Annotated in this window: 16 protein-coding genes; 3 read left to right on the top strand and 13 right to left on the bottom strand. The window is 70.5% G+C overall.

The annotated features are described in order from the left end of the window. The first annotated feature begins 2 nt into the window (after positions 1 to 2). The gene (locus ND450_RS42245) at positions 3 to 455 is read left to right on the top strand and encodes a hypothetical protein (RefSeq protein ID WP_253323580.1); all 453 of its coding nucleotides are present in this window, start codon (positions 3 to 5) and stop codon (positions 453 to 455) included. A 4-nt stretch (positions 456 to 459) separates the two neighbouring features. Here ND450_RS42245 and ND450_RS42240 read toward each other — a convergent pair whose 3' ends face one another. From ND450_RS42240 to ND450_RS42200, 9 genes are all read right to left on the bottom strand, one after another. Beyond that, positions 460 to 972, bottom strand: a complete 513-nt coding sequence (locus tag ND450_RS42240) for a hypothetical protein (RefSeq protein ID WP_253323579.1) — start codon at positions 970 to 972, stop codon at positions 460 to 462. Further along, positions 969 to 1,541 (bottom strand): AAA family ATPase, encoded by a 573-nt coding sequence (locus tag ND450_RS42235; RefSeq protein WP_253323578.1) that lies wholly within the window; start codon positions 1,539 to 1,541, stop codon positions 969 to 971. The genes ND450_RS42240 and ND450_RS42235 overlap by 4 nt, the downstream gene beginning before the upstream one ends. A gap of 88 nt (positions 1,542 to 1,629) precedes the next feature. Further along, a complete protein-coding gene (locus ND450_RS42230) occupies positions 1,630 to 1,833 on the bottom strand; it encodes a cold-shock protein (protein WP_089923476.1) in 204 nt (67 codons plus the stop codon). A 181-nt stretch (positions 1,834 to 2,014) separates the two neighbouring features. Continuing rightward, positions 2,015 to 2,527: a hypothetical protein gene (locus tag ND450_RS42225; RefSeq protein WP_253323577.1), complete on the bottom strand. Its 513-nt coding sequence runs from the start codon at positions 2,525 to 2,527 to the stop codon at positions 2,015 to 2,017. Positions 2,528 to 2,566: 39 nt separating this feature from the next. Continuing rightward, complete coding sequence (locus ND450_RS42220; RefSeq protein ID WP_253323576.1) at positions 2,567 to 3,613, bottom strand: Gfo/Idh/MocA family protein; 1,047 nt, start codon at positions 3,611 to 3,613, stop codon at positions 2,567 to 2,569. A gap of 177 nt (positions 3,614 to 3,790) precedes the next feature. Beyond that, positions 3,791 to 5,035 carry a Gfo/Idh/MocA family protein gene (locus tag ND450_RS42215; RefSeq protein ID WP_253323575.1) on the bottom strand — a complete coding sequence of 415 codons (1,245 nt, stop codon included), beginning with the start codon at positions 5,033 to 5,035 and terminating at the stop codon, positions 3,791 to 3,793. A 108-nt stretch (positions 5,036 to 5,143) separates the two neighbouring features. Continuing rightward, entirely contained in the window at positions 5,144 to 6,610 is a 1,467-nt protein-coding gene (locus ND450_RS42210) for a C40 family peptidase (RefSeq protein WP_253323574.1), read from the bottom strand. A 166-nt stretch (positions 6,611 to 6,776) separates the two neighbouring features. Next, complete coding sequence (locus ND450_RS42205; RefSeq protein ID WP_089923458.1) at positions 6,777 to 7,238, bottom strand: hypothetical protein; 462 nt, start codon at positions 7,236 to 7,238, stop codon at positions 6,777 to 6,779. A gap of 24 nt (positions 7,239 to 7,262) precedes the next feature. Further along, entirely contained in the window at positions 7,263 to 7,775 is a 513-nt protein-coding gene (locus ND450_RS42200) for a GNAT family N-acetyltransferase (protein WP_253323573.1), read from the bottom strand. Positions 7,776 to 7,851: 76 nt separating this feature from the next. Here ND450_RS42200 and ND450_RS42195 point away from each other — a divergent pair, with 76 nt between their 5' ends. Further along, positions 7,852 to 8,298: a helix-turn-helix domain-containing protein gene (locus ND450_RS42195; RefSeq protein WP_089923868.1), complete on the top strand. Its 447-nt coding sequence runs from the start codon at positions 7,852 to 7,854 to the stop codon at positions 8,296 to 8,298. Positions 8,299 to 8,307: 9 nt separating this feature from the next. Here ND450_RS42195 and ND450_RS42190 read toward each other — a convergent pair whose 3' ends face one another. Continuing rightward, positions 8,308 to 11,298 carry a BTAD domain-containing putative transcriptional regulator gene (locus ND450_RS42190; protein ID WP_253323572.1) on the bottom strand — a complete coding sequence of 997 codons (2,991 nt, stop codon included), beginning with the start codon at positions 11,296 to 11,298 and terminating at the stop codon, positions 8,308 to 8,310. Positions 11,299 to 11,459: 161 nt separating this feature from the next. Here ND450_RS42190 and ND450_RS42185 point away from each other — a divergent pair, with 161 nt between their 5' ends. Then, a complete protein-coding gene (locus tag ND450_RS42185; protein WP_253323571.1) occupies positions 11,460 to 12,677 on the top strand; it encodes an aminotransferase class V-fold PLP-dependent enzyme in 1,218 nt (405 codons plus the stop codon). Here ND450_RS42185 and ND450_RS42180 read toward each other — a convergent pair. From ND450_RS42180 to ND450_RS42170, 3 genes are all read right to left on the bottom strand, one after another. Next, the gene (locus ND450_RS42180) at positions 12,593 to 13,654 is read right to left on the bottom strand and encodes an Hsp70 family protein (protein ID WP_253323570.1); all 1,062 of its coding nucleotides are present in this window, start codon (positions 13,652 to 13,654) and stop codon (positions 12,593 to 12,595) included. The two genes, ND450_RS42185 and ND450_RS42180, sit on opposite strands and share 85 nt — an antisense overlap. A gap of 66 nt (positions 13,655 to 13,720) precedes the next feature. Further along, positions 13,721 to 14,344 (bottom strand): precorrin-3B C(17)-methyltransferase, encoded by a 624-nt coding sequence (locus ND450_RS42175; protein ID WP_253323569.1) that lies wholly within the window; start codon positions 14,342 to 14,344, stop codon positions 13,721 to 13,723. Beyond that, positions 14,341 to 15,129 carry a glycosyltransferase gene (locus ND450_RS42170; RefSeq protein ID WP_371927574.1) on the bottom strand — a complete coding sequence of 263 codons (789 nt, stop codon included), beginning with the start codon at positions 15,127 to 15,129 and terminating at the stop codon, positions 14,341 to 14,343. The genes ND450_RS42175 and ND450_RS42170 overlap by 4 nt, the downstream gene beginning before the upstream one ends. Positions 15,130 to 15,425 lie beyond the last annotated feature (296 nt).

Genomic DNA, 15,425 nt, shown 5'->3' with positions numbered 1-15,425 from the left:
GCATGCCGAAACTCCTGAGCATCGCCGCCGTCCTGCTCGCCACCGCCGCTCTCACCGCGTCCCCCGCGCTGGCGGACCCCGCGCCCGTCAAGGCCACCGCCGACTTCCAGGAGGCGGTCTTCACGCCCGTCGACGGAGTCCTCGACCTGGAGGAGACACCCGACGGCATCAAGGTCACCGGCAGCTTCCAGAAGGGTTTCGCCTCCGCGGCGCCGACCGACTACCAGCTGGTCGTGCTCGACGGCGCCGAGGTGGTGCTCGACTTCAGCAAGGACTTCCAGCAGGTCGCCGAGATCGAGGCCGCGCAGGTCACCGAGTTCACGTTCGTCACGAAGACCAAGCAGAAGATCGCCGACGTCCGCAACGAGGACGTGGTGGTCCGTCAGCTCGTGGACGTGGCGGCCGGCATCAAGGTGCAGGCGGAGATCGGCCGGGCGAAGATCGAGAAGGTCTGAGGCGTCAGCGGGCGTCCTCGTGGTGCAGCGAGGGCGCTCGCCCGCTCAGGCCGCGTTCCACCGCGTCCAGCACGGCGCGGTTCGTGCGCATCGTGGCGTCGTGCGTGAAGTGGGCGAGCAGGACCTGCTGTGTCGGGTGCGGCAGCACGGGGTCGGGCACCGGTGCGGATGTGTGCACCTCCACCACCGGCGCGCCTTCTGCGAGAAGGTGCCGCACGGCGTTGAGCACGCTCACGCGATAGCTGTCGTGCACCCACGCGACCAGCAGGTTCACTTGATCGCCTTCGAGCTCGTACTCGACCTCGGACGCCAGCGCCCGGGGCCGGGCCCAGTCGGCCCTCACCCACGTCGGGCGGTGGCCGTGCGAGATCGACGCGCGCGCCGCCCTGCCCGGTCCGTCGTCGGCCGCCAGCGGTTGCCTGCGCGACGGCAGCACCACCCGCCACTCGTGTGCCACCAGGTGGCTCACGCAGCCGGCCAGCATGCCCGTCCCGCCGAGCACCAGCGCCGTTCTCACCGGGCACGCTCCTCCCCGACCGAGGCGAGCGGCCCCGAGAGCCACCGCTCCACCTGCCACTGGCCGCGCAACCGCACGACCACGACGTCGTCGACCAGGGCGAGCACCCTGGCCCGGTTGCGGCGGTAGCTCTTCGGCCCCCACCGCAGGATGTGCTCGGAATCGGTGAACACCGACCACAGCGGGGACTCCTGGTTACCGTTCCACAGCTCGGCCCTGGCCGCGCGGCGCCGCACCGTGCGGAGCACCAGCCTGCCCACGACCGTGGGGAACGGGTGGTCGAGCCACACCACCGTGTCCGCCCGCGCGAGCAACGCGGGCCGCGCGGCCTTGTACTGGTACTCGGTGACCCAGCGGTCCTCCCGCGCGAGCGCGGCGACCTCGCCTGCGAACTCCGGGCGCGGTGTCCACCGCGGACCCCAGTAGAGGCTGTCGAGCTCGACCCTGGGGAGGTCCCGCAGCCCGGCGATGCGCAGGCAGAGCGTCGACTTGCCGGATCCGGCGTTGCCCGCGACGAGGACGCGCCGGGGCACGTGCGGCAGCGGATCGGCTGGTCCGAGCAGCGGCATCGGGCCAGGCTAGCGAAAAGCCAATGATCACAACACAAAACGCAGGGCCCCCGGGAAATCCCGGAGGCCCTGCGTCGTCAACCCAACGTCAGAGGGCGTTGACGTTCGTCGCCTGCGGGCCCTTCTGGCCCTGCGTGATGTCGAACGAGACGCGCTGGTTCTCTTCGAGGCTGCGGTAGCCGCCGCCGTTGAGGGCCGAGTAGTGGACGAAGACGTCAGCGCCGCCGTCCTCGGGGGCGATGAAGCCGAAGCCCTTTTCGGCGTTGAACCACTTGACGGTGCCGTTAGCCATGTACTGCTTCTCCTTGATTGCTGAAGAGCGGGCCACACTGTGCGGCCGCTCCGTGGTTGGTCATGAGCTGACTTGCCCCAACCGCGAAGAAGGAGAAGTGCTCGCAACTGAAGTTCGGCGAGCGTGAAATGACACGAACACAAAACTGCAACCAGCAATGAAGTATACCCCATGCGGGCGACTAGCGCTTGCGGTGAGGCACCGCGAACCGCTGCTGCATGACCGAGATCCTCAGGATGAGGAAGCACGCGAGCCCGGCGGCCCCGATCGCGCACAGCGTCGACAGGGTGGAGAACACCACGTAGGCGGGGGTGTCGAGCAGCAACGACTCGAGCACGTCGCACAGGACCATGGCGAGGAAGGCGTACTGCCAGGGCTTGATCAACGGGCTCGCGACGCGCTGGTCGAACGGCACCTCGCGCTGCGCCGGGTCGCTCGCCTTCCACACCTGCGACACCATCCGCACGCCGTGCAGCGCGATCGCCTCGGCGTTGTGCGTCGCGCCGCGGTACCAGACGACGAACGCCACGGCGGCGGGAGCGATCAGCACGATGGCGAGGAAGCTCCACGACGACGAGCCGCCCTGCCAGTCGTTGATCGTGCCCCAGATCGACTCGAGGGCGACCAGCGCTATCAGACCCATGCTGACGTAGCCGGTGACCCGGACGTCCTTCAGGTCGATGTAGATGTCCAACGCAAACGCTCCCCGAACACGGCGGACTCCGCGGGGAGACTACCGCCCGAATCCGCAGCCGAGCTCCGCGAAGGTGGCGATCTTCTCCGCGGCCCGCACGACGACCTCGTCGATGCCGTCGAGCACCACCCGGTCGCCGACGCGGCGGGCCGGCAGCAGCGGCACGTCGGCCTTGCCGCACTGCTCGGCGACGGTCGTGAACGCCCGCGCGGCGGCCAGCGGCGCGACCAGGGGCTCACCGGTCAGCCGGTGCCGCAGGAGGTTCTCCAGCAGGTCGACGGACGGCGCGACGGCCATGCGGTGGTCGTTGACCGTCAGCCTGTCGTCGTCGTACCACCAGACGGCCTGCCCGAGCGACCCGTGCACGAGAACGACCGGTGGCAACGATGTCGTGGCGCAGAGCGTGGTGGCGACAACGACCGGCGGCGCGTCATCGGCCGTGACTCGCACACAGGCCGTGTCGTCCGCGCTGATCGTGTCGCGGCACCGGTACAGCTCCAGTTCGACGCCGATGTCGGCTCGTTCCTCGACATCGGCCAGAAGCAACGCGTTCTGCAGTGCGTGCGCGAACGGGTTCACGAGCGTCCCGTCCTCACCCTGCCGGCCGGCCCACTCCGCGCGCTCGTAGTAGGAGTCCGTGCGCACCCAACGCCCCGCGGCGCCGATACCGGTGATGTCCCCCAACGCACCGGAGCCGATCAACGAGCAGAGGCGGCGGTACGAACCCGTGCCCTGTGTCTGGAACCCGACCTGGCACACCAGCCCGCGCTTCACGGCCTCGTCGGAGATCTCGTCGAAGTCCGCCACCGACAACACGGCGGGCTTCTCGACCAGCACGTCGCAGCCCAGTTCGAACGCCGCGAGCACGAGGTCGCGGTGCGTCGCGGGCGGTGACGAGACGACGACGACCTCGGGGTGCAGTTCGGCCGCCAGCGTCTCCAGATCGGAGTAGGACGGCACCGGCACGTCGACGTCCGCCACGTCGACCACGCCGACGAACGTGGCGAGCCCGTCGTGCCCCAGCCGGACCAGGTTCTCCACGTGCCGCGCCCCGTGCCCACGAGCGCCGACCAGCGCAACACGCATCGCTCTCACCCTTCTCGGGCGGACTCCACCGCGCCCACCAGCATCAGCCGCCGTGACTGGAATATCAATGCGCCGCGCCAACCAAGACACGTTTGCGACAGCATCCGGGCACCGGCGGTCAACGCCGCCACCCGAACGGGCAATGGCGCCGCGAGCACGAAGACCGCTAAGGGGTCCTCACGGGAGGTCGAGGAGCTCGGCGACGTGGACCGGCCGCCCGGTCTCGAAGCTGCGGCCGGCGGCGAACCCGGTCAGCAGCGACAGCACGCCGTCGTGGTGCGTCGCCTTGCGTCCCAACGGGTCCTCCTGCCCGGGCGGCCCGTACAGCGCGTCGACCATGCGCCGGTCCGCGCCGCCGTGCCCGGCCCGGTCGTACCGCACGGGCACGTCCACGCGTTCCTCGAAAAGCCGCTGCACCGACAGCTTCGCCCAGCCCTGCTCGCGGCCGGCGTCGACCGACAGGTCCTGTCCCGACACCCACGAGTTCTCGACGACCTCGAGTTCCAGGCGCCCCTTGCTGCCGTTGACCATCAGCCGGTAGCCCTCCCACGGCGAGTAGGCCGTGAGGTGGTACGTGAGGTTCGCACCACTGGCATAGCGAACGAGCACGGACATGTCGTCCTCAATGGACACACCGGGTTCGAACGGGTTCTGGTCGCGCCGATAGCCGTCCTCGTGCCGTGCGTCGACGTAGAGCTTCTTCAGCCAGTCGTTCTGCTCCAGGTCGATGTCGAACCGCTTGTCGTCGGTGTACCCGTGGCGCTTGCCGTTCTCCTCACCGTAGAAGAACAACCGCCCATGCGCGTACACGGTTTCGGGCACCGAGTCGACCCACCAGTTGAGCAGGTCGAAGTGGTGGGTCGCCTTGTGCACCATGAGGCCGCCGGAGTTGGCCTTGTCGCGGTGCCAGCGGCGGAAGTAGTCGGCGCCGTGCCGCGTGTCGAGCAACCACTCGAAGTGCACCGACCCGATCTCGCCGACAGCGCCGTCCGCCAGCAGCGCGCGCACCTTCTCGTGGATCGGGTTGTAGCGGTAGTTGAAGGTGACCGTGACGTTGCCGTCGTTGCGGTGCACGGCGTCGAGGATCTTGCGTGCCGACGGGACGTCCGTCGTCATCGGCTTCTCCGTCACGACGTCACGGCCGGCGTCGAGCGCCGCGACGATGTACGAGTCGTGGTGACGGTCGACTGTGGTCACCACGACGACGTCGACCCGTTGCTCGTCCAGCATCCCGAGGAAGTCCGCGGCGTCGTAGGTGGGGACCGGCGCGGCCAGCCGCTCGTTGTGGACGTTCATGCGGGTGCGGTTCACGTCGCAGAACGCGACGAGCTCGCAGGTGTCCGCGTGCTCGACCGCGATGGCGTGGACGTGCCGCTGCGCCCGCGAGCCCGTGCCGACCACCGCGTACCGCCTGCGCGCCATCACCGGTCCCCCTTGAAAACGTTTTCGCCTACGCTAGCCAAAGGTGTCGGTGAAACGAAAAGGGCCGCGACCCCGGAGTCGGAGTCACGGCCCTTCGCGTTCGTCAGGTCAGCTGACCGTCTTGTCGCCCAGCACGGCCCACTGGCTCCAGCCCGCCTTCTCCTTGTAGAAGCGGCGGATCTGCTTGCCGTCGTCCGTGCGGGCGAAGACCTCGACGGTCTTCGTCTGCGCGTGGTACATCGCCGTCGGCGCCTCGGCGACCTTGGTGGTGCCGAGCTTCGCCCACGCGGTCCAGCCCTTGTCGGCGGCGCGGGAGTGCTCGACGTAGCCGCCCTCGCCGAGCTGCACGACGTCGATGGAGCCGGTCGTCGAGTTGAAGACCGCGGACGGCTTGCCGGTGCCCTTGCCGCCCAGCGTCGTCCAGACGCCCGCCGCGTACTGCTCGACGCTGCCGGACTCGGTGCGCACGAAGACCTGGTCGACGGCGACGCTCGGGTCGCTGACGATCTTCTTGTCGCCCTGGTCGGCCCACGAGGTGCCGTCCCACTTGATCAGCTTGCCGTCGGCGGATCGCGCGTAGACGTCCTTGTCGGCGACGGCCGGGTCGCCCTCGATCTTGCGGTCGCCGACCGGCGCCCACTTGTCCGTGAAGCGCAGCAGCGTGCCGTCCGCGCCGCGGGCCAGGACCTCGACGGCCTTGGTGCCGTCGTTCCAGAACAGCGTCGGCTCGCCGGCGACGGCCGTGTCGCCGAGCGCGAGCCACTGGCCGTCGACGCGGTGGTAGATCTTGCCGTCGGTGCCGCGGGCGTAAATCTCGACGATCTTGGTCTGCGGGTTCATCAGCGCGACCGGGTCGCCGGCGAAGACCTCGGGGCCGAGCTGCTGCCAGCCCGCCCAGCGGCTCGTCTTGTGGAAGTTCGTGATCACCGTGCCGTCGACGCCGCGCGCGAAGATCTCGAGCTGCTGCTGGCCGGTGTTCGAGATCTGCGGGCCCGCGCTGACGACGAGCTTGTCCGTCACCGGGGTGTCGCTGCCGGTGTCACCGCTGCCGGCCTCGAGGATGTTGTTGTAGCGCAACGGCACGTACCTGCTGGCCGTGGCGGCGCTCCACACGCGCTGCACGGGCCTGCTGCCGTCCGGGCCCGCCTGCTCGCGCACGATCGGCCGCGTCTTGGCCGCGTCGGCCCAGCCGATGAACAGCGCGACGTGGTTCTCGCGGTCGTTGAGCGCGTCGCCGGGGCGGAGGTCCTCCCGGTCGATGCGGTGCGCGACCTGCTCGAGGATGTGCGTCGTGTACGAGATCCGCAGGCCCCACGCCATGGAGACGAAGCCGGAGCAGTCGGTGCGGTAGGCGCCGTACCTGTTGCCGAAGCAGTCGCTCTGGCTGTACGGCACGCGGGCGGCGAGCCAGGTGCGCGACCGCGCCAGGACCTCGCTGCGCGTCACCTTCTGGTTGGCCTCGTACGAACCGCAGAAGACCCCGCCCTCGGCCGCGACCGCCACGTCGGGCATGGCGAGCGTCGAGCCGAACGTGATCGCCGCGGCCGCCACCGCCAGCATCCCCCACCGTTTCATGCCGGTCACGGTAGCAAGACGATGTGAAGTTCCGGTCCGGTCGAACGTCGGGTCCTGTCCGGAACCGGACAGGTTCGCAGGGATCTTCAACGGGCGGTTCCTCACAGGTGGACCTGACCTTCCGGCGTGCGTCGTCGTCCGTTCATCGGCGGAACGGCCGATCCAGTTACTCCGACACGCTCAGGTACCGGCGCGGCACGTACAGCTCCGGCCAGGTCTCGTAGGGGTAGGTGACGGCGCGCAACCGCGTGCGCTGACCGCCGGCCTGCTCGTAGGCCCAGTACCGCCCCGGCTCCTCGGCCCACGCGGCGAAGATCACGACGTGCCGCGTCAGGTTGGTGCCGTCGGTGCGGATCACCACGTCGCCCGCCCGCAGTTGCTCGGCGGGGATCAGGTTGCTCACGACGGCGAGGCCGTGGGTGTCGTAGCCACCGTGCCGGTCCTCCGGCCTGCCGGGCAGGCCCCACGCCATCGACACGAACCCCGAGCAGTCGGCGCGGTAGATGCCGTGCTCGTTCTGGTGGAACCTCGTCTGGCTGTACGGGACCGAGTCGCGCAGCCACGAACACGCGCGCTCCACGATCTCGGAGCGGAGTATCAGCGGGCCGGCGGCACGAGCGGTGGTCACCCGGCCAGCGTCGGGGCTCGATCTCTAAATCTCCTGCAAGCTCTCTATAAGGTCCGCGTCGGTGATCTCGGCGGTCACCCAGGCGAGCGGGTAGCTCAGCTGGACCGTGTCGGCGTCCCTGGTCAGCCGCACGCCCGGCAGCACCTTGCGGACCAGCCCCAGCATCGCGTGGTTGTCGGGCAGGACGTCGCCGTGCAGCACCGCGACGCCCATCCTGGCCGCGACGGACGTCAGCTCCTCCAGCAGCAGGCGGCCCACGCCACGGCGTTGCCACAGGTCCACCACCGCGACCGCGATCTCCGCGTCGCACCCGCTTGTCCTGATCACCCGCGCGATGCCGATCGGGTCACCTCCGACGCGGGCGCACACGGCCCCGTGCCGTTCCCCGTCCACGTCGACGAGCACCCGGCGCGCGGACGCGGTCAGCCGTGGCGTCGGCGAGTGGAAGCGCAGGTAGCGGCTGCGCGCGGACAGTCCCGCGAACACCGCGTCGACGGCTTCTCCAGCGGTGTCGCGGTCGAGCTCGGTGACGCGCATGAGGATCGACTCCCTGAGTTCGGAATCCGAACTGTAGCTGAGTTCGAAAAACGAACGCAAGGGATATCCTGGAGTCATGCCGTACTCGAGTTTCGCGAGCATGCCCTGCACGCTGAGCCGTCCCGCGGCCCTGCTGGGCGAGCGCTGGACACTGCTGCTGCTCCGCCAGATCTTCCTGGGCACGCGCCGCTTCGAAGACTTCCAGGCCACGATGGACATCTCGCGCAGCGTCCTGACCGACCGGCTGAACGTGCTGCTGCAGGAGAACGTACTCAAGCGCGTGCCCTATCACGAGGACGGCCGCACACGGCACGAGTACCGCCTCACGGAGAAAGGCCGCGACCTCTACCCCGTGCTGATGGCGTTGCGCACGTGGGGCGAGAGGTGGATGGCCCCCGAGGAAGAGGAGTCGTTCCAGCTGCACCACCGCGACTGCGGCGGTGGCGTGCGCGCGAAGGTGGAGTGCACCGAGTGCGCCGCCGAACTGACCGCGCGCGACGTGCAGGTGACGGCGAGGGCGTAACGCCCGGCGTCAGAGGGTCGAGCGCCACCCGCCGGCGCTCAGCCCCTCCAGCTCCCGCGCCTCCCGCACTCCCAGCGACGCGAACAACTCCTTGGCGCGCAGCCACATCTCTTCGTCCGCGTTTGCCGCCGCCAGGTCCCGCATCGTGCGCGCCCGCCAGATCGGCAGTCCCAGGGCGGTCCACTGCTCCAGCGCGTCCGCGAGGAGGTCGGCGGCCTCCGGGAGGCGGTCCTGGGCCAGCGCGAGCTCTCCGAGCGTCCGCGTCGTCAACGCGACGCCGAACCGGTCGCGCTGGCGCGTGCACACCTCCAGGCACTCGGCCAGCAGGTCGTCGAGGCCCTCCAGCTCCCCCGTCCGCAGCGCCGCCTTGGCGAGCGACTGCACCGCGTACGTGGCACCGAGTTCGTCACCTGCCCCACGGAGAATCCGCTCGGCCTCCCGGCTCAGTTCCACCGCCTCCGCGTACGCGCCCGCCGCCCGGTGGCACAGGCTCAGCGCGCGCAGCGCCAGCGCCTCGCCGCGCCGGTCCTCCTGCTCGCGGTAGAGCTCCACGCAGCGTTCGAACGCCCGCCGCGCCTCGTCCAGATCGCCGTGGTCGCGGTGGATCGCGCCGACGCCGTAGCTCGCGGCCGCGACGACCCCGTTGTCCCCCAGGGCGATCGCCTTGTCGAGCAGCTCGCGCGCCTGCGTGAACTCGGCGAGATCGCGCCGGACCGTGCCCATGCCGACGTAGGCGACGGCGAGCGTCTCCGGTTCGTCGATGGCCGCCGCGATCTCCGCCGCCTGCTCGAAGTGCGCGAGCGCCGCCGCGAAGTCGTCCTGCTCGTAGCGCAGCTGGCCGAGCCCGGCGAGCAGCACGGCCTCGGCGCGCCGGTTGCCGCGGTCGCGCACCGACCGCAGCGCCACGAGGTGCGTGCGCTGCCAGTTGCCGAACTCGTTGCGCGCCGCGAAGGGCGACGACAGCAGCGACGTGATCACGGTGGTGGTCAGCTCGTCGACACCGAGGTCGTGCGCCCGTTCGACGGCCCGCACGACGGCGTCCGTCTCGGAGTGCAGCCAGCCGGTCGGGTCCTCCTCGACGTCCTCCTCGAGCCGCGGGTCCACCTCGATCTCGGCGTGCAGCCGCGGCCGCAGCCCCAGCGTCACCCGCGGCAGCTTCCGCACCCCGGCCTCGACCAGCGCGAGCCACGTCCGCAGCAGGCGCGTGACGGCCTCCGTCACGGGTTCGCCCTCCGCCTGCTCGGCGCCGAAGAGCTGCACGAGGTCGTGGAACCGGTAGCGCACCCGGCCGATCTGGTCGACCCCGGCGACGTCCACGAGCCGCAGGTCCACCAGGTGCTCCACGACGTCTTCGGCGTCGTACGGCGAGATGTCCAGCAACGGCGCCGCGATCCACGCGCCGAAATCCGGCAGGTCGAGCACCGACAGCAGGTGGAAGGCCTTGCGGTGCACCGGGTCCAGCTCGGCGTAGGTGAGCCTGAGCGACGACCGGATGGCGAGGTCGCCCATCTCCAGCTCGTCGAGCCTGCGCCGTTCGTCGGACAGCCGCTTGGCGAGCGTCTTCAACGGCCAGTGCGGCCGCGCCAGCAGTTTCGCGCCCGCCGCCCGCAACGCGAGCGGCACACCACCGCAGAGCCGCACGATCCGCCGCGCCGCCTCGGGTTCCGCGCCGATCCGCTCGGCGCCGACGATCCGCCCGAGCATCTCCATGCTGGTCTCCTCGCCGAGGAAGCCCAGTTCGATCGGCTCGGCGCCTTCGAGCCCGGTGAGCCTGCGGCGGCTGGTGATGATCACGAAGCAGTTCGGGTTGCCCGGCAGCAACGGCCTGACCTGCGCCTCGCTGCGGGCGTTGTCGAGCACGACCACCAGCCGCCGGTCGGCCACGGTCCGCCGGTACAGCTCGACGCGTTCGTCCGGTGCCGCCGGCTGGTCCTGGCCGGGGATGCCGAGCAGGCCGAGGAACCGGCCGACGACCTCCTGCGGTTCGAGGTCGCGCCCGCCGCCGCGCAGGTCCGCGAACAGCTGGCCGTCCGGGTAGGACTTCCGCAGCAGGTGAGCGGCGTGCACGGCCAGCGCGGACTTGCCGGCGCCACCGAACCCGGACACCACGGCCGTCGGCGTCGCGGTGCCCGTCTCGCGGCCCTCGGTGAGGCCGAACACCTGCTTGAGCGCCTCCTGGCGGCCGATGAAGTCGCTGATGTCGGGCGGCAGGTGGTGCGGGACGACCTGGTGCGTGGTCACCGCCGCCGGGGCCGCCGCCGCGGTCAGCTCCGGCGGTGCGGTCTCGAGCGTGCCGTTGAGGATGCGGGAGTGCAGGTCGCGCAGCTTCTCGCCCGGTTCGATGCCGAGCTCGTCGAGCAGGTGCTCACGCGCGTCGCGGTAGACCTGCAGCGCGTCCGCCTGCCGTCCGGCGCGGTGCAGGGCCCGCATGAGCAACTCGCGCGTCTCCTCGCGCGTCGGGTGGGCACCGGCCAGCGCCGACAGCCGCGTGATCGCGTCCTCGACCCGGTGCTGCGCGAGTTCACAGCGGCCGAGCCCCTCCTCGGCGCTCAGCCGGGACTCCTCCAGCGCGAGCGCGTGCCCCCGGGCGAACTGCGCGTCGACGCCGTGCAACGCGGGGCCGCGCCACAACGCGAGCCCGTGCTGGTAGTGCGTGGTCGCGGTGGCGTGGTCGCCGGCCCGTTCCGCCTGCCGCGCCGTCGTCAGGTGCTTCTGGAACTGCTCGACGTCGCTGTCCAGGTCGAGCAGGTAGCCCGGCGCCCTGGTGACCAGCGCGGTGCCCACCGCCCGCCGCAACGACGACACGTAGGTGTGCACCAGCGCGCCCGCGGTCTGCGGTGGCGCCTCTCCCCAGATCAGGTCGATCAGCCGTTCCACCGGCACGACCTGGCGCGGCTGCAACAACAACGCGGCGAGCAGGGTCCTCGGCTTGGGACCGCCGAGACCCACCTGTCTGTCGCCTACCCGGACCTCGATCGGCCCCAACACGAGCGCTCGCACGCCCACACCCCCGTCGTCCCCCAGCGAAGCGCCTACGAGGATGCCTGATCCGCCCCAGCGAGTCGAGGTGTCCGGTCCCGCGCCAACGCAGTTGCCCATCGGCGCGAAGGAGTGGAACACCGGACTGCCGTTCGCGCCGCGGAAGCTGTCCAATGGACGGCATGGACCGTCGTGACTTCCTGGCTGGGGCAGGACTGCTCGCCGTCGCGCCGACGGCGTCGTCGGCCGCGCGGGGAGTGGACTGGGGTGCCGTGCGGCGTGAGTTCCGGCTGGACCCGGCGCTGACCAACCTCGGGCTCTTCTACCTCGCGTCGAACCCGCGGGAGGTGCGGGACGCGGTCGACGAGTTCCGGCGCAGGCTCGACTCGAACTCGCACGACCTCATGCCCGAGGAGGCCCGGGAGGTGGCCGTCGCGCTCGGGCAGTACGTCGGCGGTGCTGCGGACGACATCGCGTTCGTGCCCAACACGACCATCGGGCTCTCGATCGTCTACGGCGGGCTGAAACTGCGCGCCGGTCAGGAGTTGCTGCTCAACGACCAGGACCACGCGTGGCACCAGCAGGCGGCGAGACTGGCCGCTGGGCGGGTCGGCGCGAACGTCAGGGTCGGCACGCTCTTCGAGAACCCGGCGAAGGCCACCGAGGACGAGATCGCGACGCGCCTGCGCAACTCGATCACACCGCGGACGCGTGCCGTGGGCATCACGTGGGTGCAGTCGAGCACGGGTGTGAGAATGCCCGTGCGCGCGTGCGCTTCCGTTGTCGCGGAAGCGAACCGTGGCCGAGCACGGGAAGACCGTTGCCTCCTCGTCGTAGACGGCGTGCACGGGTTGGCGGCGGTCGACGACGACGCGGCGCGCATGGGCGCGGACGTGTTCGTGGCCGGTACGCACAAGTGGCTGTTCGGGCCGCGCGGCACCGGCATGGTGTGGGTGAACCCCGAGGTGAGCGATCAGATCGTGCCGTTGCTGCCGAGCTTGAGCGACCGCAGTCCCACGGCGTTGCTCGGGCCCGGCGGCTTCCACGCGTTCGAGCAGTACTACGCGGTGCGGGCGGCGGTGCGGTTCCACCAGCGCCGAGATCCCCGGAGTCGTCGTCCACACGCCGCGCGACGCCTCGGTCTCCGCGGGCATGGTGTGCTTCGACGTTCCCGGCCGCACCGGCCCCGAGCTGGTGGAACTGTTGCGGCAGAGAAACATCCAGATCACCACGGCGTCGTACCGCATCCCGTACGCGCGGGTCGGCACGTCGATCCTCAACACCCCGGAGGAGATCGACCGGACTGTGCGGGAGATCAGCGCGCTGGCTCGCTGATCCGGGGCAGTTCGGCCGTGCCCGGCGGTTCGAGCCGCACGCTCGTGTTCTCCATCTGCACCTGAGGCCGGTTCATCGCGTCGTGCGCGAACCACCCACCTCCGAGAACGAGCACGAGCAACCCCGCAGCGATGAACGGCGTGGTCGGGATCCGCCGCTCCGGTTCTTCCTCCCGCGGCTTCGGCACCTCGACGGTCAGCTCTTCCGCGGGCTCGGGTTCGAGCTGCCTCGCCTCCAGGTACGCCCCCGTCGCGGCGGCACCGTCCGGCGCCCGCACCACCGGGACGTGCAGCCGTTCCACGATCTCCCGCACCACCAGCGGAATCCGCGACGACCCGCCGACGAGCAGGACGACGTCGGGCAGGCACGACCCCGCGCTGCCGGCCACGCGTTCCAGCGCGTCGACCACCGACTCGACCGACGGCCGGATGACCGCCTCGAACTCCAACCTGCTCAGCCTGACCTCACGCACCTCACCACTCGTCGCGACGTAGGGGATCCGCACCTCCGGATAGCTGCCCAGCAGCTCCTTCGCCTCGACGCAGCTCCGCACGAGTTCACGGCTGTGCGTGCCGATCTTCGCGATCACGTGCTCCGCCACCAGCTCGTCGAGGTCAAACCCGCCGACCTCGACCCGTTCGGGCTGCCCGGCCAGCAGCAACACGCCCTGCTTGCGCAGCACCGCGATGTCGCACCCGGTGGCACCGAAGTCGAACACCGCCACCGTGCCGTGCTCGGGCATCTGCGCGTCAGCGTCGAACGCGATAGCGGCGGCGTGAGGCGCCGGCACGAACAACACGTCCGCACGTCCGGCGTCGATGAGGTCCTGGCGCAACTGCTCGAGGTGCTCGTGCGGCCAGCACAGCGGATGCGTCATCGCCACCCGGCTGGGCGGCTCCCCGTGCCGGTGCGCGAGGTCGTCGAGAACGCTCGCGATCTCCCTGGCCGCCGCCTGGTGACGCCGGCCGCTGGTCGTGACGCCACCGGCCGTGGCGACGGTGGTGCCTGCGGATCCGAGATCGAGCCCAACCTGGTACGACATGCGGGTCACCCCTCACTGCGGACACCCACCACACGTACGTCCCAGCCGGCCCGGTTCAGATGTCCTTCACCGGCCCACCAGCTGCCGCGCGAGCTGGTCGGCCTCGTCCCGCGTGAACCCGCCGGAGATCTGCGCCGAGCCGCCAGTGATCGGCGACTGCACGGTGGGCGCGCTGAGCACCCGCCCGTTGATCAGGATCGCGACCTGCTCACCGACGTTGGCCGTCGTGAAGTCGCTCCACGCCCGCGCACCCCCGGCGTCGAACTCGACCGTCACCACGAAGCCCGCCCCGGACGGGTCGACCTCCGCCGACGCCGCCGCGACCCGATCCCCGTCCAGGAAGACCGGCCCGAGGTCGTACTTGAACTCACCGGCGTCACAGGTGACCAACGGCGCCGCCGGGTCGTCGTTGCCGACCAACGGGTCCGGAGCGGCACAGTCGAGCGCACCGAGCGCCTGCTCCCGAACCTTCGCGTCCGCACTCTGCCGAAGCGCCCGCGCCGTCCCGACCGCCGGATCACCCGCCTCCTTCTGCCGCACCGGATAGTCGGCCGACGGCCTGGAGGTGGGAGCCTGCCCCTCGACCTTCCGGAAGGTCAGCTCGCCCGTGAGCCACTCCTCCCTCGCCGGCGTGCCCGGCTCGGTCGCCGTGCAGGCGGTGAGCAGCAAAACCAGGGCGAGGATCCTCATGCCGTTGGCTTACCACGCACCCACCGCCTGGTTGAGGCGAATCGCAACGCCATCAACCGTTTCGTCGCAACCCGCGCACCGTCCGTGCGCACCTCTACGGCCACCTCTGCCGCTTGCGGAGCCAGCCGAAGCGCCTCGCCAAGCACCTCCGCCGTCACCGCCGGTGCCGAGCACCCGACGTTCAGCCGCTCGACCCGCCTCCCCCAGTAGTACTGGTCGTACATGTGGGGTACCACGACCTGCTGCCTCCCGGCCAGCGCGGCCGTCGTGGTGGTGCCGGCGCCACCGTGGTGCACGACCAGAGCGACCCGCCGGAACAACGCCTGCTGGTTCACCTCCCCGATGGCGATGCAGTCCTCGCCGTCGTCCGGCAGTTCCAAGCCCGCCCAACCTCGTTGCAGGACAACACGTTCACCCAGCCTCCGCGCCGCCTCGACGGCCCCGTCCAGACGGCCGCGCATGCTGCCGAGACCGAAGTAGACCGGCGGCTCGCCCTCGTCCAGGAACGCCTCCAGCTCCGGACTCAGCGACCTCCGATCGTCGAGCAACCAGGCACCGGTCTGCACCAGTTCACCGGGTCCGGGCCACGGCCCGAGCACCGGATCCGCCGCGAGCCAGGGCGCATCGCCGAAGATGTGGTCACGCACGTCCTCGATCGGCGCCAGTTCCAGTTTGCTGCGTTCTTCGTCGAGCGCCTCACGCGAACTCGTGAAGTACTGCCGTTGCCGCTCCCACTGCGCGAGGTTCTCCTCAGCCGTGCCCTCCACCGGAACGTTCCCGAGCATCGCCGGCGGAGCGTGATGCGGCGAGGGCATGGTGTTCGCACAGAAACTCGCGTACACGTACCGCGCCCCGATGCTCTCCGCCACGGGCCGCGTCGCGTGCTGCAACGCACCTCCTGCCACGAGAACATCGGCCCGACCGGCGTGAAGCCGACGCCGTGGCCCGTGACGAGTCCCTCGAAGTCCGGCGGCGCCACGACCTCGACGTCGTTCCCGAGCTCCCTCAACCGCACGGCCAGCGCAGTGAGCGGCTGCGTCTCGCCCCGAGACCCGATGGTGGACAGCAGAAATCGCATCGC

This window comes from Lentzea sp. HUAS12, from assembly GCF_024125735.1.
Classification (GTDB): domain Bacteria; phylum Actinomycetota; class Actinomycetes; order Mycobacteriales; family Pseudonocardiaceae; genus Lentzea; species Lentzea albida.
This window is presented reverse-complemented; position numbering and strand designations above follow the sequence as displayed.